Consider the following 22338-nt stretch of genomic DNA (forward strand, 5'->3'; position numbering starts at 1 on the left):
CACAGAGGGGGGAACGTCATGGGGACGATAACCAAAACGAGAAAATATATAGGTAAACGGAATCGTCTGGATAAGCCGGAGCTATTAGCTCCTGCCGGAAATCTGGAAAAGCTGAAGTTTGCCGTTCACTATGGCGCGGATGCTGTATATATTGGTGGACAAAAATATGGTCTGCGTTCTAACGCCGATAATTTCAGTTTTGAAGAAATGCGCGAAGGTGTAGAATTTGCTAACAAGTACGGTGCTAAGGTGCTTGTAGCCACCAATATCTATGCCCATAATGAGGATATTGCCGGAATCGAAGAATACTTGCGCAATCTGTACGAGGCAGGAATTCATGCCGTTATCGTCGCTGATCCGGCTATTGTATCCGTGGCATTGCGTGCTGTTCCTGGATTGGAAGTGCATTTGAGTACACAGCAGTCCACACTGAACTGGCAAGCGGTAAAGTTTTGGAAAAACGAGGGACTACCGCGTGTGGTACTGGGACGTGAGACCAGTCTGGAGGAAATCGAAGAAATTAAAAAGCATGTGGACATCGAAATCGAAGCATTCGTCCATGGCGCGATGTGCTCTTCATTTTCCGGCCGCTGCGTGTTGTCCAATCACTTTACAGACCGTGATTCCAATCGTGGGGGATGTTGTCAGTCTTGCCGCTGGAAATACGATTTGTTTGAGGATGCCCGCCCAGGTGAGGTTTGGATATCTGAGGAAGAGGCACAGGAGAGCAATGCACTGAAACAGTTCCAGCTCGGTGTTAACCAGCTTCCACTGTTCGAAGAGAGCGATAATGCCTTTTCTATGGGTTCCAAGGATCTGTGTATGATTGAAAATGTCCCTGATCTGATTGATGTAGGTGTAGACAGCTTTAAAGTGGAGGGACGTATGAAGTCCATTCACTATGTGGCTACCGTCGTGAATGTCTATCGTCAAGCGATTGATTCCTATATGGCTGATCCTGAAAATTATGTGCTCAAACCAGAATGGATTGAAGAAATTAATAAGGCAGCCAATCGTCCGTTGAATACAGGGTTTTTCTACGATACACCGGATCATGAAGACCATATTTATGAGCCGGAAGAAAAGGCAGTCCCTTATGATTTTGCCGGACTGGTCATGGACTACGATGCCGCGAGTGGCATTGCAACCATTCAACAACGGAACCATTTTAAACCAGGGCATGAAATCGAATTTTTCGGTCCGAACGGAACATTCTTTAAACAAACGGTCGGAACGATCTGGGATGAGGAAGGCAACGAATTGGATGCTGCTCGTCACCCGCTTCAACGAATTAGAATGAAGGTAGATCAGCCCGTATCGTATTTTGATATGATGCGTAAAAAGAAGTAAATAAGCCTTAAGTCACAGGTGAAAAGATTCAAAAGCCTCTCCTATCGGTTGGAGAGGCTTTTTTTTGAATAGTTTTCTAGGAAAAAAGTTTCACAAAATTTAGTTGATACTCAAAGGAAAGCTACATTCCTTGTCGAATAGTTCCGATAGAAGTTATATAGATAATAGATACATAATGGATGACGTGGAATTAGAAACTAATTATATGGTGGTAGGTGAGAGAAATGGGTTTACGGAAAAAAGAGGGGAATACAGCAAAAAGGCAACCCAAGAAAACGGATCAAATGCAGGGTTTGAAAGGCAGTAAAGTGACAACGGATAAAGAGGAACAAAAGGTTGCGGTGTCTTCGAAGGTTGCCCCCTGGGTAGCTAAGGCGACTCGTAAAGGTACACACAATTTAAAGCGTTTACTTAAGCCAGAAAGGTACAGTAAAGATTTCATGCATTTGGTCAAAAACTATAATCCGATACGTTCGGTTGGAATGAAGTTGTTTCTGATCTTTTTTGCGGCAATTATGTTATTTGTGGTCAGCTTGGGGATGCTCTCATACTACAAGGCTAAAAGTACGATTGAGCAAAATGCAGCTACGGCTTATCAGCAGACCGTCCAGCAAACTTCAGAAAAGCTTGATATTATTCTAGAGCGCTTTCAAGACACGTCGACACAGGTATTTTTCGATACTGAATTAAGTGATCAGTTGCAAAAGGCTGTAAAGCAAGATAAAAATCCCTTTGCATCTTTTGTTGCTATGGGCGAAGTGAATAAGAAGCTAACGAATCTTGCTTTTACGAATAAAGCGATTGATTCAATGTACTTGTACCCGGAAGAAACCAATTTAGCTGCTATGGGCACCGGAACACAAAAGGATGTACGGCAGGAAGCGTGGTTTAAGGATATTTTGAAAAACAAAGGAATTGTTTGGCTACCTACGCAGGTGAATGACAATGGTAGCAAGACCTTTCGTCTGGCACGCTCCATGAACAGCATGTCCGGGTTGGGAGGGACTTATGTTCTGGTTATGGATTTAAAGTCCAGTGCGGTAGAGGACGAGTTAAAAGGTATTAATTTGGGTTCAGGCAGTATGATTAGTCTTGTGACAGACAAGGGTGAGTTTGTAGGTTCTAACAATGAGGGCTTGGCAGGAGGAAAGACAAAGCTGGATTACGTGTCCAAGCTTGAAGGGATCGAAGGAAATCAAATTATGGAGCAGGAAGCAGACGGCAAAAAGCAAAGTGTGCTTGCGGTTCATAATACACTGGGAACTTCCAAGTGGATTCTCGTGGGTGTAGTACCTGTATCTGAGCTGGTGAAAGACGCTAAGGGGATACTAACTACAACATGGATATTTGCCGCAGTGGCTGCACTCATTGCATTGTTCATTGGCCTGTGGATCGTGCGCCTCGTGGCTCGGCCATTGACACATCTGAAGGATTTAATGGTCGAAGGTGCCAAAGGCAACTTGCAAATCCGAACGAACTATAAGGCTCAGGATGAAATTGGGCAATTGTCAGAAAGCTTTGATACGATGATGGAGCAAATTACATTGCTGGTAGAACAGACGAATGCCTCAGCTCAGGAGGTTCTGAATACAGCGACGGAACTAGGCGATGCCTCGAAGAAGACAGCCATTTCAGCCAAAGAAATTGCAGCAGCAACGGAAGAGATTGCTCATGGCGCCGCCAGTTTGGCAACAGAGGCTGAACGTGGCAGCGGACTTACCGGGAATATATCTCAGCAAATGGATACGGTTATGGCTTCCAATCATGAAATGAGTCTGGTCGCACAAGAAGTTGAACAATCCAGTGAACAAGGGACCATTCAGCTGAAAAATCTATTGAGCAAGACTAAGGTTACGGAAGAAACTACGCATGCTCTGGTGGGCAAAGTAGATGAACTGAAGAAGACAACTTCCGATGTCTTTAAGGTGCTGGACGTATTACAGGATATTGCTAAACAAACGAACATTCTATCACTGAATGCGACGATTGAAGCAGCACGAGCGGGGACGGCTGGGCGTGGTTTTATGGTGGTAGCTAATGAGGTTCGGCAGTTGGCTGAACAATCACGTCAAGCTATTCGTACGGCTACAGGCATTACTAACAACATCGTCAATGAAATGAATGAAACGGTACAGGCATTATCTGAGGTGTACCCGCTGTTCCGGGAACAGATGGGAGCCGTGCAGGAAACAACGGACATTTTCCAATCGGTTCAGCAGCAAATGGGAGAGTTCGCGCTACGATTGGGAACGGTCACTGCCTCCATTCATCATCTGAGTGAATCGCAGACCACTTTGTCCGAGGCAATGACCAATGTAAGTGCGGTAGCCGAGCAATCCTCAGCTACTTCGCAGGAAGTCGCTTCGCTCAGCACTGAACAGGCTAATATTGGTAATCAACTGGTAGGTTTGTCGGATAAGCTGGAAGGAGTATCAGTGAACTTGAAGGAACAGCTTTCGCGGTTTACGGTGTAGATATAACAAAACCATGGAAATCAGGATTGTCACTGATCTCCGTGGTTTTGTACTTTTTATTAGTAGATGTGCTTAAAAATCCCTCAAGAAGGAAAGCAAAAGATGAATACAAACACAAAGGTAGCGTGGGTTGTACTGGCCATTACCATTTTTATTACGGTTTTTTATTCGTTAGACGAGTTTTTAAATTGGAGCCCAGAAGCAGACATCACAAGATACAAATAAATTCGGAAACCCATTCACGTTAAAAGTTGAGTGGGTTTTCTTTTTCAACTACAGGACATACTACTGGAAAAAAGATGAAAGAAGGATGGGTGTGCCGAGGCGTGGTAGCAGTTTCATACGAAAACGTCGAATTGCATATATGGGCTTGGGGGTGATGGCGCTACTGCTGATTTTATTATTCCGACTGGCTTGGATTCAGGGGACAGCGGGCATTTATATGTCCGTCTATGGGGGGCATTCGCTTAAGGAAATGTCAGCACGTCAGCGACAGGAGGGCATTTCTATCGACTCTGGACGTGGACAGTTTACGGACCGGCATGGGCAACCCTTGACTGGCGGAGTCGTATGGGCGCCAGTGCTTTTTCCCGATGTAGATGGCAAAGCGGCTTTACATGGCGAAGAACTGGCCAAGCTACTGCGTACGAATAAAAAGCAACTACTGACACGATGGAAAGGACTGCAATCCCCGCTCATATGGCGAGATGGGCGCGGAGAGCCCGTACAAATCAATCCGAATGAAGCAGGCAAGCTGCTGAAGCTAGCTCCTTCGCTTATTGAGCTTGTACCTTATGCGAAACGTTACAGGGATTTGCCCAATGGCAGGCAATGGCTTGGCTTTCTGTATGAACGTGCCGACCGAGCGAGTGAACTGCCGATGGGGGCAGCCGGGCTGGAAAGAACGCTGGAGCCGCTGCTGAGCGGCGTCGGTGAAACGTTCGTCTCCCGATTTGTAGATGCGCAGCGTCGTCCATTGACTCATATACCGTTGCGTGTCAGTGCTCCATCCAATGGTCACTATCCTTTACAGGTGCAGACTACAATTGATCTGCCTATACAGGAACAAATTGAAAAGCTGACGGAATCTAGTCATTTGGCAGAAGGGGCGGTGGTAGTGCTCGATGCAGGCAACGCGGATGTACTGGCGATGGTGTCTCGCCCTTTTTATAATCCCAGTCATGTTGATCCTAAGAAAAAAACAGACTGGTCTAATCGTGCCCTCAAGGCGATAACGCCTGGATCCATTTTTAAGTTGGTCACGGCTGCTGCTGCACTTGAATCAGGTGTTGTCCAACCGCAGGAACAATTCCATTGTCATGGAACTTATGGCAAGTACGGTTTGGCTTGCTGGAAAAAAGAAGGACACGGTACCCTGAACCTGGAGGAAGGGCTTGCCGTATCCTGTAATAGTGTGTTCGCTCATCTCGGCGAACGGCTTAATCCTAAGCAAATTCAGGCCACAGCCTCTGCACTGGGATTGAGCCGAACTGTGGGCTGGCAGGAGCGGAATCTTGCGGGACTACCTCAATTCAGACCGCTGGATCACGAAGAAAAGGGAGCCGTATTCGGCTCCCATACGAACGCGTCTGATCCGGGCGTACGTGTACAGACAGCTATCGGTCAGCGCGATGTGCTGGTAACGCCTCTCCAAGCTGCCAATCTCATCGTCACCTTGCTGCACGATGGTCAAGTACATGCACCACGCATTGTCAAACGCATTAGCTACGCAGACGGTAGCACCTTACTGGAACTACCTGCTCATGCTGCATCTTCACCCGAGGGCAGCCGCTCGATTCACACATCGACGGCTCGCACGCTTCGTGAAGCAATGGAAAAGGTTGTGACACAGGGAACTGGTGCCTCCTTGCGTAATAAATCATGGAATCTGGCCGGCAAATCGGGTACGGCCCAAGCTTTAAAGAACGGTCACCCTATCAATCATCAGTGGTTTATAGGCTATGGTCCGATAGAGCGGCCTCGTTATGCGGTCGCCGTCCTTGTGCAAAATGCTTCAACGCATTCTGCAAACCAAGCTACAGCATTGTTCGGACAAGTAATGGATCTGTTAGCTCAATCCTCCTGAGTACCACGAGTAGCTTCACGATCTTCCTCCTGGATTTTTACGATAAACGGGGGCTCGTCAAATTCCTCTGTCGGAAACCGAATCCATTTCTGCAGATAGCCTTGCTGCCACAATTCCTTGAGCAAAATGATCAGAATGGGAGACAGGATTAATCCGGCCAGTCCAAAGATGGACAACGATATAATGGCAAAGGAAAGCATCAGATAGGCAGATGAAACACCGATGGAATTACCAGTGATTTTAGGCTCTGCCAGCTGGCGGACGATCACCGTCACAGCCATGACAATAAGCAGGCCTACAGCCAGGCCGGTATTGCCTGTGATGAACAGATACACGGCCCACGGAATAAAAATAACAGGCACACCCAGCAAGGGCAGAATATCAAACAAAGCTGCCACGAGCGCCAATGAGAGGGCATTATCCACTTGCAAAATGAGTAAACCTATAAATACGAGAACAAAGGTAATCCCTACCAGTAGAGCTTGAGCCTTGAGAAAAGCGGAGATAGCTTTAAGTACGTGATTTTTTAGAAAAAGGTAAGCAGTTTTTAGTGTCTTGGGTGTTTTACTACGAGCAATGCCCTTCCAAAGATTAATTTCCATACTTAAAAAGAACGCTAAAATGATGGCAATGGCAAAGTTGCCCATAAAAACAGTGAAAGAACTGAGGAACTGTATGAAAAAGGATAATCCTAGCTGTGCCCACTTCGTAGCAATGGTGGTGGCAGTCGCAAAATAATCATTCACACGTTCAGTAACACTCGGAGGTAAAGCAGCGATTTTATCTTGAGAAAGATGAAGATATCGCGTGAATTCCGCTTGGATAATCTGAGTATATTGTGGGAGGTTTTGCGCGACTTTCGTAAATTGCGTAACCAGAATCAGGCCCAATCCGAAAAAAATAGCAAGTAAGAGGATGATAAATAGCAATACGGAGAGTGCGGAGGCAAAAGGCTTTTTCATTCCTTTCCGATGAAAATAACGGGCAGCAGGTTCAATGCACCAGAACACGACGAACGAAAGGAACACAGGTGCGGCAAGTTGATACAGTTTGCTGGATACGAACATAATTAAATACACGGTTAATACGATCAAACCGATATCAAAAACGGTACGCCAATATTTTTTGTACAATGGAAGCATATGTATACAACGACTCCTTTTAGATTTTTATTTATTGTACACTAAATTGGACCTCAATGCTGACCATATGCAATAGCGAAATCTCGGCATGTTTGCTTCATTGTGATAATATATAAGTAAGTGAGTTTTCCTCAGGAAGCCTGCTTGGGGAGTTCAGAATAGAAAAGTGGGGATAAAACGTGCAGACTCTGCTGTTATGGATGTTTTACATTTCAACTTTTTATGCTTTTATTCCAGCGCTGGTTAGTCGTATATTTGGTTTCCGGGTGTTCACGCGCGGCAAAAGTGAGCAAGAATATGCACTCACCTTTGATGATGGCCCTGATCCAGTGTATACATCACAGCTGCTTGATTTACTGAAGCGTTTTGATGCCAAGGCTACTTTTTTTGTTGTTGGGATGAATGCAGAAAAACACCCTGAGCTTCTGAAACGCATGCATGATGAAGGTCATCTAATCGGTATTCATAATTATGTGCACAAATCGAATTGGCTTATGAGGCCTGTTACCGTCAGAAGACAAATTGCTCAGACAGAGTCAGTCATTCGTCGAGTAACTGGCGAGGGAACGACCTTTTATCGTCCACCCTGGGGGATAGTGAACTTTTTTGATATTTCCAACACCCATGGTCGTCGAATCGTATTATGGTCCTCCATGTTCGGGGATTGGAAGGCCAGCATTGGAGCGAAACAATTGGCGGAGAGAATGCTCAAAAAGCTAAGGGGTGGCGAGGTGATGCTGCTCCATGACTGTGGTACGACATTGGGGGCAGACGCGGAAGCGCCCCAGAATATGCTAATCGCACTGGAGAAGCTGCTGAGGGTCGCCCAAGAACGACAATTACGCAGCGTACGGGTGGATACATTGTTTTGCCGTCAGTCTGTCAATAAACCTACTGCCTCCGAGATGTCCAGTACGGGCTGGTTAAAAAGAACGCTGGTATTTGGATGGCTCCAGTATGAGCGGCTATTCCATGTTTTGTTTCGTCTTCGTCCCGTAAGCAAGGAGGATACGATCTTTTATTATCGTCGCCGTATCTATCATGGGCCAAATGTAAATATGGAGAACAGCAGGTGGCTAGAAAAAGGGGACCCGATAATTGAGCTTCATTTTGATAATAAAAAGTTATTTCAATTGGGTTCGACGGCAAAGTCGATGGTACATCTAGCTATTCAATTAATTCGGATTGTAAAAAAACAACTTCCTGATCTGGCCCAACGCATTGTACATGATTCTGAAATGAAGGGTGTAAAGGCGATATACGCAGTAAGTATGATTCATCGGGGACCAGAGAAGTTGGGATTTCAAGTTCGGGAGCTTCCCAAAGGACTGTTTAAGCATGTGTCCACTGTATATCTAAAGCTGTTATTTCGTGTTATCCATCCTTTGGGTTCAGAGCAATTGAGTGAAAAAAAAGATGTAATGGTACCGAAACTGATTGTGATGCCAATGGATACCTTGTTTGACCGTTTTCATCAGGGAGACTTACACCGCTTAGACGAAGCTCTTGAGCAAACAGCACAGAGAGATGATGTCCATACACTCAACAGCGAAATGACTGAATAGGCTAAACCTAATGACCTAATAAAAAAATCCTCTCGATCCTTTGTTAGGGTCGAGAGGACTTTTAGCTGTTTATAAAGTAATCCTATCTTGGCAACGCATTTAGATTTTCATAATTCCGCCGTTACTTGCGTTCGTTACCAGCTTGGAATAACGTGCCAGGTAACCCGTTTTTACCTTCGGCTCAAAGCCTTTCCAGTTGGCGCGACGACGTTCAAATTCTTCGTCCGTAATGTGGAGCTCAATCTTACGATTGTTTAAGTCCAGCTCGATGATATCGCCGTCCTCAACAAAAGCGATAGGTCCGCCTTCTGCGGCTTCAGGGGAAATATGACCGATGGAGATACCGCGGGAAGCACCTGAGAATCGTCCGTCTGTAATCAGACCCACCTTGGCACCAAGCCCCATGCCCACGATTTGTGAAGTTGGAGCGAGCATTTCAGGCATACCAGGTCCGCCCTTTGGACCTTCATAACGGATAACAACAACGTGTCCTTCATTAATTTTACCGTTGGCGATACCTGCCAGTGCATCTTCCTGTGAATCAAAGCAGATAGCAGGACCTTTGTGATAACCACCAACCGAAGGATCAACTGCACCGACTTTAATGATGGAGCCTTGCGGTGCCAGATTACCGAATAATACAGCTAGGCCGCCACGTTCAGAATAAGGGTTGTCCAGTTTATGGATGACGTTAGTATCCAGAATTTCCTGACCTTCTACGTTTTCACGAATGGTTTTTCCGGTCACAGTAATACAGTCTCCATGCAGTGCGCCCGGTTTCTTCAACAATTCATTCAGCACTGCGCTTACGCCGCCTGCATTATGGACATCCTCAATATGATAGTCGGAAGCAGGTGCCAATTTGGACAAATGAGGTACGCGGTTTGCGACTTCATTAATACGTTCGATAGGGTAGTCAACTTCTGCTTCATGGGCAAGTGCCAATGTATGCAATACTGTATTCGTGGAACCGCCCATTGCCATATCCAATGCAAATGCATTATCAATAGCCTCTTTAGTCACGATATCACGTGGTTTAAGATCAAGCTTAATCAATTCCATTAATTGGCGTGCAGATTGTTTAACGAATTCTTTACGTTCTTCTGCTACTGCGAGAATGGTGCCGTTACCCGGCATAGCCAGACCCATCGCTTCTGCGAGACAGTTCATGGAATTCGCTGTGAACATCCCTGAACAGGAGCCACATGTCGGGCAGCCGTATTGTTCTAATTCAAGCAAGCTTTGATCGTCGATTTTACCAGCCTGATATGCACCTACGCCTTCGAAGACGGAGGTCAGGGAAATAGAGCGTCCGTTCTTGTCTTTACCAGCTTTCATAGGACCGCCGCTGACGAAAATAGTTGGAATGTTAACGCGCAATGCGCCCATCATCATGCCAGGGGTAATTTTATCACAGTTAGGAATACAAACCATGCCATCAAACCAGTGAGCGGAAACGACAGTTTCCAGAGAGTCAGCTATAATTTCACGGCTTGGCAGAGAATAACGCATACCGATGTGACCCATGGCAATGCCGTCATCTACACCGATGGTGTTAAACTCGAAAGGTACACCGCCTGCCTCACGAATGGCTTGCTTGACAATTTTTCCAAATTCCTGCAAATGGACGTGGCCCGGTACGATATCAATATACGAGTTGCATACCGCAATAAACGGTTTGTCAAAATCTTCTTCCTTGACACCCGCTGCGCGCAGCAAGCTGCGGTGAGGAGCGCGGTCAAAGCCTTTTTTAATCATATCGGAACGCATTTTCGTCTTAGCTGTCATGATGCTGGTTTCCCCCCAAAGTATAAAAATAGTATGGCGTTCAATGGACGCCGTAATAGCGCAGATGTTTTCTAAAGAGTCTATCATAGATGTGAGCTTTTTTCTACATATATGAAGATTTTGAAAAAGAACTAGTAGGGTTCTGTAATCAACAATATATAGACATGAGCAGTTTTATTTGTCTATATATTGCATTTAGAAGAGTTAGAATTTGATTATATTAGAAATATGTATACTGACATGTTTGCGTATCAGGTAAAATATGAAAGAGCCCATTCCGCAATAAAGCGAATGGGCTCAAGCTTGTTTTATGTTAAAGGAGGGCGGAATATGATATTACACCTTAATTTCTGCCGCCTTTACGACCGATGTCTCTGTAGAAATTTTTGTCATGCGACTCAGCTGTAGCATCGCCGCCTTTTTTGCCGATTTCCTGATAAAATTCTTTATCGTGAGAGTTTGCGGTTGCTTCCCCGCCCTTTTTACCAATCTCCTGATAAAATTCCTTATTGTGCTTCTTGGAAGTAGCTTCTCCACCCATACGACCTGCTTCTTCGCGACTCATTTTCCCCTGATTTTGATTACGTGCCATTACAAATCACTCCTTAATAAAAAAGTTGTTTTTTGTTGCGCGCATCCTTTACTTACCACATCACGCCTGTATGAAACAGGCTCCAAGTGGAGTAAAGAGGGGGTAGACTCGCTTACATGTTCGTCTGTGAGTGGGTTGTCGCGTGTTCAATGTTAAATAAAAAATGGATAAAAAGATTACGCGGACCGTCTAAAAGGATAAGGAGCTGGCTTTAGCATCCACTCTACCTGTGGCTCAATCAGAGGTCGTGTTGCAGTTCGAACCCAAGGCATGGTCAACATACAGCACAGACCTGCAGCACACACTACAATCAACATGACTTCCACTGGAGTATCTATATATTCGTAGACTCCCTTTGCAACGACGGTACGGACGATCAAGCCATGGAGTAAAAAGACATATAGTGTCCGTCTTCCCATCTCGGTTATACGTCCTGTGACAGCTGGAACAAAGCTTAGGAACGCCATGGATGCTATCCATTGAACTCCATAAATGCCGATGCGGTAAATTCCTGCGTACCATTCGGTATGGCCCAATTCACCGTAAGTCATGTTGCCATACAGCCAGCCTGCCGGGATGCCGAAATACGACGTTCCCGCCAGTACCATAAGCAGAAGAGATACAACGCCAGCGATTATGCGGACTGGAGCTGTGAAGAACCGTCGAACGTCTGCATAATTCAAATGATAACCTGCTACAAAGTAAGGCAAATAAACAAAGGTTCTGCATACGCTCAGCCATATACCATCCACAGGGAGATACCCGACGAGGATACCCAGCAGCACGGATATACCCAATTGGAGGACAGGTGGTATTTTCTGAAAAGACAGCATCAGCAGTCTCCAACAGATATGGCTGGCAAGGAACCAGAGTAGCAGATAAGGAGCAAAGAACGAATGATGGATATGGGGAACGTGGAAGAGTGCAACATCCAAGATCGAATAGAGCGATTGAAAAATAAGATATTGCATACCGATCTGAAGCAGAACTTTTCGGCCTGCTGATCCGGTCAAAGAAGTTTGGGCAAAGTAGCCTGTAACGAGTACAAACAACGGCATATGAAACATGAATATCCAGCTGAACCATTGTTGGGCAATATGAAGTGAACCGACTAGAGGCTCCAGAGCATTCCCTGCAAATACGCATATGATCAACAGAAATCGCAAATTGAGAAAGAAGCTTTCCCCTTGTACATCATGGCTTGTCGTCATGTGTTTCCCTCCGAACGGCTTCTGCCGACTAAACTATTTAAAAAATAATTCTTTACAAGGAACAAGGTACGATACTCTGGACATTATCATTGTGATTTTATTCACAATAGTAAGCGTTATCATAACCTTAATGTGTGGCGAAAGCTTGAACACCGGACAAAGATGGGCTAAGACATGGAAATGTATGCTGATTTGACCCTGTATGTGCAACGATGTTACCCTAACAAGGCTAGTTACGCTGATGAATACAGCGATACATTTTATATTCAAATTACGAATTACGAGGTACGAAAGGCGAAAGGAACTTTTACAATGAGAAGAAGAACAAGAAGATCATACAATTCATATGGGACACGTGGTCCTCGGAAAATATGGAAAGTTCTCTTAGGCATCCTGATTGTTATTGCACTGATCGCAGGGTGGGGAGCATGGAAGGTGTTTACGCCTTATCAGCCTGACGAGACGGCTGCTGCTGCACTAGCTGAAGTAGCGGATGCTGTGAAAGTAAATGAACAAGAACATTGGGTCGGTTTTGAGCCTGCAAAAAGAAGCGGAGCCGGAGTCATTTTGTACCCAGGGGCATTGGTGAAGCCCGAAAGTTATGCGCCCTTGGCACGCCGTCTGGCGGAAAAGGGTCATCATGTGATCATTGCAAAAATGCCACTCAACCTTGCATTGATCTCCCCGGATTTAGCGAATGAAGTGCTAAAGGCATATCCGAAAGAAGCGTTTGTTATTGGAGGCCATTCGTTAGGCGGTGTGATGGCGGCCCGATATGCAGCTGCACATCCTGATCAGGTCAAAGGTGTATTTTTCCTCGCCTCCTACCCGGATAACAAGGGTAATTTAAAGGATAAAAATCTGCCCGTTATTTCTCTACTGGGAAGTGATGATGGAGTCGTCCAGATGGAAAATGTCCAAAGTGGAAGAACTTATTTACCAGCCAACACGCTGTATTTTACAGTCGAAGGGGGAAATCATGCCCAATTCGGCAGTTATGGTGTCCAAAAAGGGGATAATCCTGCAAAAATTAGCGCTGTCGAGCAATGGAATCAGACGGTAACGGCTTTACAGGACTGGATGAAAGAGAGTGTGGATGGGGCTCCTAAGAACCAGTAAAGGAGGTGTGCTGCATGTCTGAGCTGATCGTGCAGGGGGAGCGGTACCCATGCCGTGGTATTTTATTGGATAAAGATGGAACGTTGCTGGATTTTATTCAGTTGTGGGGCCCCTGGGCTCGTTCTATACTGGATATGATGGAGCAGCATCTTACCGTGGCGGGTGCCGGTTTTACGGTGGAAAAAGGTACCGTTCTAGGTACTGTTCACGATCTAGAGGGACGTGTGATCGGTTACGATCCTTCTGGCCCACTAGCCATGGGGACGGTGGACGAAAGTACGGGGGTACTGGCTTGGCAGCTTTATACTGCTGGTGTACCGTGGAATGAGGCTGTGCGGCTTGTCCGCGACTTTAATAAAACGGCGATGGCTGATATTCGGCGACATCGGGCAGCGAAGGTGTTTCCAGGATTGCGGACGTTGCTTGAGCAAAGCCGCCATGCCGGGCTGAAGCTGGCGGTTGTGACCTCTGACAGTACAGAGGCTGCACAGGAGCATTTAGAGTGGATGGGGCTGACATCCTATTTTGACGAGATTATCGGACATGATAGGGTTACATACGGCAAGCCTGACCCGGAAATGGCTGAAAAAGCCTGCGCGTTACTAGGATTGTCGCCGGCGGACGTGGTAGTCATCGGAGACAGCAATGGGGATATGCAGATGGGCAAGCGTGCCGGAGTACGGCTCGCTATTGGATTTGCGCCAGAAGCAGAACGTTCTGGTCATTTGCTGGATGCGGATAAGGTTGTTCGTGGATATGAAGAGCTGGAGGTGCGTAGGGTATGAAAGTTAATACGTTGGCGGAATGGATACAGCAATCGCAGAATGTTGTTTTTTTCGGCGGAGCAGGGACATCGACGGAAAGCGGTATTCCGGATTTTCGTTCGGCAGCAGGCCTGTATCAAAGTGAGGAGAAATTGCCTTATTCCCCTGAGGTTATGCTGAGCCGTTCATTTTTTGTGAAGCATCCTGAGGTGTTCTACGACTTCTATCGCAGCAAAATGCTGCATCCCGATGCGGAGCCGAATGGTTGTCATCATTTCCTCGCGTCATTGGAAAAGCAAGGCCGTCTAAAAGCGGTTGTGACACAAAATATTGACGGATTACATCAGGCTGCAGGTAGTGTGAATGTACTAGAACTTCATGGCTCGGTGCATCGCAACCACTGTATGGAATGCGGACGCTTTTACAGTCTAGATGAAGTGATGAACAGCTCTGAGGTTGTACCCAAATGTCCGATAGATGGAGGAATTATCAAACCGGATGTCGTTTTATATGAGGAGGAGCTGAATCAGGATACCATTATTCAATCCGTTCAGGCTATTTCGCAGGCTGATTTGCTGTTAATTGGAGGAACGTCGCTGACAGTACATCCTGCTGCGGGCTTGATTACTTATTTTCGTGGTAAACATACGGTGCTGCTGAATACAGATCCCACCTCGTATGATCATAAGGCGGATCTTTTGATCACCGATCCAATCGGTAAAGTTATGGAAAAACTTGCTCACCAATTAGGTCTGTAATCGTTTTCTTGTCAACGCTCGGATAAAAGCGCTATGATGATGTTGATGGACATTACAATGTTTCGAGAGAGGCTGGGATAGCATGGTTTATTTAGCTGGCGAAGATCGTTATGAAAGTATGAAATATAACCGTACAGGGAGATCAGGTCTAAAACTGCCGGCTATTTCGCTGGGCTTGTGGCACAATTTTGGCGGAATTAACAACGCGGAGAATGGCCGCAGCATGATTACTCGCTCCTTTGATCTAGGAATTACGCATTTTGATTTAGCTAATAACTATGGCCCTCCTGCGGGATCAGCTGAGGAATTTTTTGGACAAGTCTTAGCCAGTGATATGAAACCGTACCGGGATGAGTTGGTCATCTCCACCAAAGCGGGCTACAATATGTGGGCAGGGCCTTATGGTGACTGGGGATCTCGCAAGTATATGATATCCAGTCTGGATCAGAGCCTGAAGCGGATGGGGCTGGACTATGTCGATATATTCTACTCTCACCGATTTGATCCTAATACGCCGCTGGAAGAAACGATGGGAGCACTGGATCATATCGTACGATCCGGCAAAGCGCTGTATGTGGGTGTGTCCAATTATAGTGCGGAGCAAACAGCAGAAGCAGCTCGCATTCTGAAGGAGCTGGGAACACCGCTTCTGATTCATCAGCCGAAATACTCCTTGCTCGACCGCTGGATTGAAAGCGGATTACAAGATGTACTGGACGAAAACGGGGTAGGCAGCATTGCCTTTTGCCCGCTGGCTCAGGGATTGCTGACCAATAAATATTTGAACGGAATCCCCGAGGATTCACGTGCAGCGAGTACATCGGTTTTCCTGAATGAGAACCATGTAACGCCAGAGACACTTCGCAAGGTACGCGCCCTGAATCAGATGGCTGCTGCACGCGGACAAAGTTTGGCTCAATTCTCGCTGGCCTGGGCTCTGCGTGGCGAACGTCTGACCTCTGTCTTGATTGGGGCAAGCCGTGTAAGCCAAATTGAAGAAAATGTTGCTACCTTATCCAATCTGGACTTTTCTCAGGAGGAACTGGATCGAATTGATTCGATTCTGAATGCCGGGAACTGACAGGACGGCGGCACAGCCTAATGGTGAAAGTTAATCTGTAGTCATCGGCCTAATTTCGTGTTCTCTTATACAATATAAATTAACAGCCCGTATCCGTTTGAAGGATGCGGGCTGTTTAAGTCTGCTTTACGACTGTGGGTACTGCTTAACCTTGCTTCGGTACTCGGTTGGAGACTGACCACAGAAGCGCTTGAATTGACGTGAGAAATATAAGGCATCGGTTAGTCCGACCGAAGCGGCCACTTGCTCTACTGATAGTTCAGGACGCTCACGCAGCAGTTGACGTGATTTGTCGATTCTTAGCTTAAGCAGATAGGTGACGGGGGAGATGCCCGTTTCCTTTTTGAATATCCGTGACAAATACGCACGGTTATAACCAAGTCCTTCAGACATTTGCTCAATGGAAACGGGATGTGCGTACTGAGTGGACATATATTGCACCATCTGCTTGACTGTACGTTGAATTTGCGAATCCGCCCCGGACGGATCAGTCCAGTCACTCAGGTAATTGCCTGCTTCCCCCATAATCAGATACAAATAGCCCAAGGCTGATAGATGAGAACTAGATTTTCTGCTATAAAAGGCCAATTGCATTTGCTCCAAATAACCGGGGATGGGACTTTGATCGGAAGCATGAAAGACAGGCTGGTGAACACGTAGCCCGGCCTCCTGCACCACCTGCTCAGTATGGTGCCCGGTAAACGCAGACCAACGATAACGCCACGGTTTCTCTTCATCAGAGGTATAGCTCACCAGCTGACCGGGATGAATAAGGAAAAAATCGTTTTCTTCAAGCTGATATGTGTGCTGTTCCGTTCGGAAGATACCTCTGCCCGATTCTACAAAGTGTAGCAGATAGTAATCATAGATTTTCGGCCCTACGGCATGACCGGATTTGGTTTGGCTCTCTCCTGCAAAAAGCACATGCAGCGGGCTATTTTCATAAAACACCGGATTAGAGGCGACGGCATAACTATATGAATGCGCTTGCAAAATAGGGTCATCCTTCCTGCATTTGTGAATGGTTTAGCGGATGCGGTATACTTACATTGTACATATCCAAGTCACATTTATCCATAGCTTAAACACATGGATGCATTACATCGTGTGACGCTTTCATTTATACTGAAATCATAAGAGATGTCAACCTGATTAAGATGTTACAGGGAAATCAGGGGAACCTTTACTAACGGTATATGAGGTGGATGCGGATATGAACTCTACTGAATTAAAGAAACATTTTATTGAAAAATATGGTGAAAGCAGCAATGAACTGCGGGTATTTCATGCGCCTGGACGTGTCAATCTGATTGGAGAGCATATCGACTATAACGGTGGTTATGTACTCCCGGCTGCGCTGGAATTCGGAACGACGCTAATCCTTCGTGCGCGCAATGATGATGAAATTCATTTTGCTTCAACAAACCTGTCGTATGAAGTGTCTATCCCCCGTGGAGAAATAGGTAAAAACAAAACGGATGAGTGGGTGGACTATCCGGTGGGTGTGCTGGTGGAGTTGGCTGAAAAGGGAGTTTATCCGTCTAACGGATATGACCTGCTCTATCATGGAGAAATACCGAATGGTGCTGGATTATCCTCCTCAGCCTCCATTGAGGTTGTTACAGGATACGCGTTTCTCACGATCGAAAAACAGGAAACAGATACGGTCGAAATCGCTTTGTTGTCCCAGCGGGCAGAAAACAATTATGTTGGTGTCAATTGCGGCATTATGGACCAGTTCGCTGTAGCGAACGGAGCAGCTGATCATGCAATTCTACTGATGTGCGATACGCTGGATTACCGTAAAGTGCCATTCCGCACGGGGGCTTATAAGCTCGTGATCGGCAATACAAACAAGCGTCGCGGTTTGGTGGACTCAGCCTATAACGAGCGTCGTAGTCAATGTGCCGAAGCACTGTCCATTTTGCAGCAGCAGGAACCGTCACTGGAATACCTCGCTCAGCTGGATGAGGCGCGTTTCGGAGAGCTTCAGCATCACATCGCGGACCAAACAGTGCGTCGGCGGGCACAGCATGTGGTGGAGGAAAACGCTCGTGTGTTGGCCTCTGTTGATGCTCTCGCGGCGAATGAACTTGCAGCTTTTGGTCAGTTAATGAATGCTTCTCATGATTCATTACGCGATTTGTATGAGGTCAGCTGCACGGAGCTGGACGTCATGGTTGAAGAAGCACGACGCATTCCTGGCACGCTGGGTGCTCGTATGACAGGAGCCGGATTTGGAGGTTGTACGGTTTCATTGGTTCATGAGAACGATGTGGAACGTTTTGTGAAGGAAGTCGGCGAAGCTTATCAGACCCGCACAGGGCTGGAAGCCAGCTTTTATGTATGCAAGGCAGGAGACGGAGTTAAAGAACTGAAGGAGGACGAATAACATGGCCATTTTAGTCACAGGTGGAGCTGGATATATCGGTTCACATACCGTAGCAGAATTGTTGGATCTGGGAGAAGAAGTTGTGGTGCTGGATAATTTGCAAACCGGGCACAAAGCAGCATTGCTTGGAGGCAAGTTGTATGAAGGGGATTTGAGGGATAAAGAACTACTGTCCAAACTGTTCTCAGAAAATAGTATCGATGCAGTTATCCATTTTGCAGCCAACTCGCTGGTTGGAGAAAGTATGCAAAATCCTGGTAAATATTACGACAACAATGTATTTGGCACGCTGAGCTTGCTGGAGGCAATGAAGGATGCTGGAGTGCGCCGAATCGTGTTTTCCTCTACTGCGGCTACCTACGGCGAACCGGAAAAGGTGCCGATTGAAGAGGGTGACCGTACAGAGCCAACCAACGTGTATGGTGAAACAAAGCTGATGATGGAGCGCATGATGTCGTGGTTTGACAAAGTTTTAGGCATCAAATATGTGTCTTTACGGTATTTTAATGCGGCTGGTGCGCATGAGAGCGGCAAGATCGGTGAAGATCACCGACCAGAAAGCCATCTGATCCCGTTGGTGCTCCAGACAGCCTTGAAACAGCGTCCACACATCGCTGTGTTTGGTGAGGATTATGCGACTCCTGACGGCACGTGTGTTCGGGATTACATTCACGTGAGTGACCTGGCGGATGCTCATGTGCGTGCAGTAAATTACTTGCGCGAAGGCAATGACAGCAACGTATTCAACCTGGGCAACGGGCAGGGCTTCTCTGTGAAAGAAGTTATTGAGACGGCACGCAAGGTCACTGGGCTCGACATTCCAGTTGTGACAGAGCCACGCCGCGCAGGCGATCCAGCGATATTGGTTGCATCTTCTGACAAGGCTCGTTCGGTGTTGGGCTGGAGTCCAGCACGTACCCAACTAGAGGACATTATTAGCGGAGCATGGGGATGGCATCAATCGCACCCTCACGGCTACGGCGACGAATAGACGGGAGACGATGACACATGAGCGAGCGCCAATCTGCAGATAAAGGCCAAGGCCGGGAACATTCCCGGCATCTGGCCAATGACATCGACGAAACTGTACAGCAATCAGCTCTATATGCGGTGGAGCAACTGGTTGCATTCGCACAAAACAGGGGCTTGATTGGTCCACAAGATACAGATTACTGCCGTAATTTGCTATTGGATCAGTTTGGTTTTTCCGAGCCTTATTCAGGTGGGGAAGCAGGGGGCATTATGGCCCCCGAAGCCCTCCAGCCTGTGCTAAATGTTTTGATAGATTATGGTTTTGCCACTGGACTTATCCCTGAAAACACAGATACGTATCGTGATTTGCTGGATTCCAAAATCATGGGGCTGTTGATGGCGAGACCATCTGAAGTCATCCGTGACTTTCATCAAACGGAGACTGAACGTGGCATAGAGGCGGCGACAGATGCTTTTTATCAATTATCCATCGATTCGAACTACATCCGAATGGATCGGGTTGCCAGCAATGTGTACTGGAATCAGTCGACATCTTACGGAGATATGGAAATCACGATTAATTTGTCCAAGCCAGAAAAAAGTCCCAAGGAAATTGCGATGGCGAAGCTTTTGCCGCCGCCTGTTTATCCCAAGTGTCAATTATGCCGTGAAAACGTCGGATATGCAGGAAGAGTAAATCATCCGTCCCGTCAAAATTTGCGCATCATTCCGGTGGAATTGAATGGGGAACCGTGGTTTTTTCAATATTCACCCTATGTGTATTACAACGAACACTGCATTGTGTTCCATCATGATCATGTACCGATGAAGCTTACGAAGGATACACTGCGCCGATTGCTGGCCTTTACGAAAGCGTTTCCGCATTATTTTATTGGCTCCAATGCGGATCTGCCGATTGTCGGCGGATCGATCCTGACCCATGATCATTTTCAGGGTGGTCGTCATACATTCCCAATTGAAAAAGCGGGTGTGGACGGCATATACCATAATGAATCGTTCCCGCAGGTTACAGCGGGGATTGTAAACTGGCCGATGTCGGTCATCCGTTTTACGTCAACAGATGCCGAGGCGTTGTTGGAAGCGGGAAATGCTGCTTTTGAAGCCTGGAAAGTTTATAGTGATCCTGTAGCTGATGTCCTCTCTCATACAGAGCAGGAAGGGGAAACGATTCCGCATAATACCGTGACGCCGATTGTGCGCCGTGATGCCGAAGGCAGGTACCAGATGGATCTCGTACTGCGTAACAACCGAACGAGTGAAGAGTATCCGGAAGGTATTTTCCATCCTCACCGCGAGATGCATCACATCAAGAAGGAAAATATCGGTCTGATCGAAGTTATGGGACTTGCCATATTACCGGGGCGGCTCAAGGATGAACTGGATGGAATTGCAGATATTTTGTGTGGGGATGACAAGCTGGCTGTGGCTATGCAGCAGGAAGGACATCCACTGTTTAAGCATGCAGACTGGATTTATCAGTTAAACACCCGGTTCGGTCGTTTGCCTGACAAGGAGACGGCTGTTCGTACCGTACAAAATGAGGTTGGACTGAAATTCAGTGAAATTTTAGAGCATGCAGGAGTGTATAAACGAAATCCGTCCGGTCAACAGGCCTTTGGTCGTTTTATGAAACAATTGGGATATACTTTGGGAGAATAAAATCGCTTGCGCAGCACATAATACACTACGAGAACCCTCCCAAGATATGACATGGAACCATGCTCCTCAAGGAGTGTGGTTTTTTTCTGAAAATAAAGCAGATTTGTTTCCTGTAACCGAAAAGGTTATAATAGAGTAGTTTCTTAACATTAAACTTTAGAACTATTGGAGGCGAGCGTTTGCGATGAAAGCATTCGAATTTTATAATCCTACACAATTGATCTTCGGTAAAGGACAATTGGAGGCTCTCAAGCGTGAAGTTCCTAAATATGGTAAACGTGTACTGCTTGTATATGGCGGCGGCAGCATTAAGCGCAGCGGTTTGTACGATAATGTAATAAGTTTGCTTGGTGAAATCGGTGCAGAGGTAACGGAACTGGCTGGTGTAGAACCGAATCCTCGCTTATCTACAGTACATAAAGGCGTTGAATTGTGTAAAACACATCAAATCGACCTCGTTCTGGCTGTAGGCGGTGGTAGTGTGCTGGATTGCTCCAAAGCCATTGCTGTTGGTGCAAAATATGATGGCGACATGTGGGATTTTGCAGAGCGTAAAGCGGCACCACAGGCTGCATTGCCATTAGGTACGGTTTTGACCATGGCAGCTACCGGTTCTGAAATGAATGCGGGTTCTGTTATTACAAATGAAAAAACACAGGAAAAATTGGGCTGGGGCAGCGTATTTGCGTTCCCTGCGTTTTCTATTCTTGATCCTGTGAACACATACTCTCTGCCGCAAAATCAAACCGTTTACGGAATCGTAGATATGATGTCACATACGCTGGAGCATTATTTCCATTTGGAATCCAATACTCCGGTCCAACTTGGCTGGTGCGAAACGATTTTGCGTACGGTCATGGATGCGGCTCCAGGTCTGGTCAACGATCTGGAAAACTACGAGCTGCGTGAAACGATTATGTATTGTGGTACGATGGCGCTGAACGGCTTCCTAAACATGGGGCTGACAGGTGACTGGGCTACTCACAATATCGAACATGCTGTGTCTGCTGTTTATGATATTCCACATGGTGGAGGACTGGCTATTCTGTTCCCGAACTGGATGAAACACAATCTGCATGTGAAGCCTGAACGCTTCAAACAACTGGCCGTCAATGTGTTCCATGTAAACCCAGAAGGCAAGAGCGATGAAGAAGTGGCGCTGGAAGGTATTCAGGCGCTGCGTGATTTCTGGAACTCGATTGGTGCACCAAGGCGTCTGGCTGATTACGATATTGATGCGTCCCAAATCGATGTTATGGCTGATAAAGCTGTGAAATTTGGATCTTTTGGTGGCTTTAATAAGCTCAATCGCGAAGATGTAGTCGAAATTTACAAAGCATCTCTGTAAACCGACATTTGTATCA

General features: G+C 46.5%; 18 protein-coding genes. 13 read left to right on the top strand and 5 right to left on the bottom strand.

From position 1 onward, the window contains the following. The first annotated feature begins 18 nt into the window (after positions 1-18). The 4 genes from MKX59_RS07530 to MKX59_RS07545 all read left to right on the top strand — a co-directional run bounded on the left by MKX59_RS07530 (position 19) and on the right by MKX59_RS07545 (position 5910). Positions 19-1350 carry a peptidase U32 family protein gene (locus MKX59_RS07530; protein WP_013311519.1) on the top strand — a complete coding sequence of 444 codons (1332 nt, stop codon included), beginning with the start codon at positions 19-21 and terminating at the stop codon, positions 1348-1350. Between the two features lie 224 nt (positions 1351-1574). Further along, a complete protein-coding gene (locus tag MKX59_RS07535) occupies positions 1575-3824 on the top strand; it encodes a methyl-accepting chemotaxis protein (protein ID WP_023989900.1) in 2250 nt (749 codons plus the stop codon). Between the two features lie 102 nt (positions 3825-3926). Next, the gene (locus tag MKX59_RS07540; RefSeq protein WP_023989899.1) at positions 3927-4049 is read left to right on the top strand and encodes a hypothetical protein; all 123 of its coding nucleotides are present in this window, start codon (positions 3927-3929) and stop codon (positions 4047-4049) included. Positions 4050-4134: 85 nt separating this feature from the next. Continuing rightward, positions 4135-5910, top strand: coding sequence for a peptidoglycan D,D-transpeptidase FtsI family protein (locus MKX59_RS07545; protein WP_076265322.1), 1776 nt, complete (start codon positions 4135-4137; stop codon positions 5908-5910). On the opposite strand, the gene MKX59_RS07550 is transcribed toward MKX59_RS07545, so the two are convergent. Then, a complete protein-coding gene (locus MKX59_RS07550; protein WP_023989897.1) occupies positions 5898-7052 on the bottom strand; it encodes an AI-2E family transporter in 1155 nt (384 codons plus the stop codon). The genes MKX59_RS07545 and MKX59_RS07550 overlap by 13 nt on opposite strands. 179 nt (positions 7053-7231) lie before the next feature. Here MKX59_RS07550 and MKX59_RS07555 point away from each other — a divergent pair, with 179 nt between their 5' ends. After that, a complete protein-coding gene (locus MKX59_RS07555; RefSeq protein ID WP_023989896.1) occupies positions 7232-8617 on the top strand; it encodes a polysaccharide deacetylase family protein in 1386 nt (461 codons plus the stop codon). Positions 8618-8716: 99 nt separating this feature from the next. On the opposite strand, the gene ilvD is transcribed toward MKX59_RS07555, so the two are convergent. From ilvD to MKX59_RS07570, 3 genes are all read right to left on the bottom strand, one after another. Further along, positions 8717-10405: a dihydroxy-acid dehydratase gene (ilvD, locus tag MKX59_RS07560; protein ID WP_023989895.1), complete on the bottom strand. Its 1689-nt coding sequence runs from the start codon at positions 10403-10405 to the stop codon at positions 8717-8719. Between the two features lie 343 nt (positions 10406-10748). Then, on the bottom strand, positions 10749-10997 hold the full coding sequence (locus MKX59_RS07565; RefSeq protein ID WP_023989894.1) for a KGG domain-containing protein: 249 nt from the start codon (positions 10995-10997) through the stop codon (positions 10749-10751). Between the two features lie 176 nt (positions 10998-11173). Continuing rightward, complete coding sequence (locus MKX59_RS07570; RefSeq protein ID WP_023989893.1) at positions 11174-12208, bottom strand: acyltransferase family protein; 1035 nt, start codon at positions 12206-12208, stop codon at positions 11174-11176. Positions 12209-12520: 312 nt separating this feature from the next. Between MKX59_RS07570 and MKX59_RS07575 the strand changes: the two genes are divergently transcribed. The 4 genes from MKX59_RS07575 (at position 12521) to mgrA (ending at position 15930) form a co-directional block, all read left to right on the top strand. Continuing rightward, entirely contained in the window at positions 12521-13327 is an 807-nt protein-coding gene (locus MKX59_RS07575) for an alpha/beta fold hydrolase (protein ID WP_023989892.1), read from the top strand. A 14-nt stretch (positions 13328-13341) separates the two neighbouring features. Then, a complete protein-coding gene (locus MKX59_RS07580; RefSeq protein ID WP_076157643.1) occupies positions 13342-14112 on the top strand; it encodes an HAD family hydrolase in 771 nt (256 codons plus the stop codon). Further along, positions 14109-14849: an NAD-dependent protein deacylase gene (locus MKX59_RS07585; protein ID WP_068941992.1), complete on the top strand. Its 741-nt coding sequence runs from the start codon at positions 14109-14111 to the stop codon at positions 14847-14849. The genes MKX59_RS07580 and MKX59_RS07585 overlap by 4 nt, the downstream gene beginning before the upstream one ends. A gap of 82 nt (positions 14850-14931) precedes the next feature. Beyond that, the gene (gene mgrA, locus MKX59_RS07590; protein WP_068941994.1) at positions 14932-15930 is read left to right on the top strand and encodes an L-glyceraldehyde 3-phosphate reductase; all 999 of its coding nucleotides are present in this window, start codon (positions 14932-14934) and stop codon (positions 15928-15930) included. Positions 15931-16056: 126 nt separating this feature from the next. Here the strand turns inward: mgrA and MKX59_RS07595 are convergent, their stop codons facing one another. Further along, positions 16057-16923: an AraC family transcriptional regulator gene (locus tag MKX59_RS07595; protein ID WP_023989889.1), complete on the bottom strand. Its 867-nt coding sequence runs from the start codon at positions 16921-16923 to the stop codon at positions 16057-16059. Between the two features lie 220 nt (positions 16924-17143). Here MKX59_RS07595 and MKX59_RS07600 point away from each other — a divergent pair, with 220 nt between their 5' ends. The 4 genes from MKX59_RS07600 (at position 17144) to MKX59_RS07615 (ending at position 22322) form a co-directional block, all read left to right on the top strand. Further along, complete coding sequence (locus tag MKX59_RS07600) at positions 17144-18322, top strand: galactokinase (protein WP_028542448.1); 1179 nt, start codon at positions 17144-17146, stop codon at positions 18320-18322. A 1-nt stretch (position 18323) separates the two neighbouring features. After that, on the top strand, positions 18324-19313 hold the full coding sequence (galE, locus tag MKX59_RS07605; RefSeq protein WP_023989887.1) for a UDP-glucose 4-epimerase GalE: 990 nt from the start codon (positions 18324-18326) through the stop codon (positions 19311-19313). Positions 19314-19330: 17 nt separating this feature from the next. Then, entirely contained in the window at positions 19331-20974 is a 1644-nt protein-coding gene (locus MKX59_RS07610) for a UDP-glucose--hexose-1-phosphate uridylyltransferase (protein WP_076295861.1), read from the top strand. Positions 20975-21158: 184 nt separating this feature from the next. After that, on the top strand, positions 21159-22322 hold the full coding sequence (locus MKX59_RS07615; RefSeq protein ID WP_076265319.1) for an iron-containing alcohol dehydrogenase: 1164 nt from the start codon (positions 21159-21161) through the stop codon (positions 22320-22322). Positions 22323-22338 lie beyond the last annotated feature (16 nt).

Origin of the sequence: Paenibacillus sp. FSL R7-0340, assembly GCF_038002205.1 — a bacterium.
In the GTDB taxonomy this organism is placed as follows: domain Bacteria; phylum Bacillota; class Bacilli; order Paenibacillales; family Paenibacillaceae; genus Paenibacillus; species Paenibacillus polymyxa_B.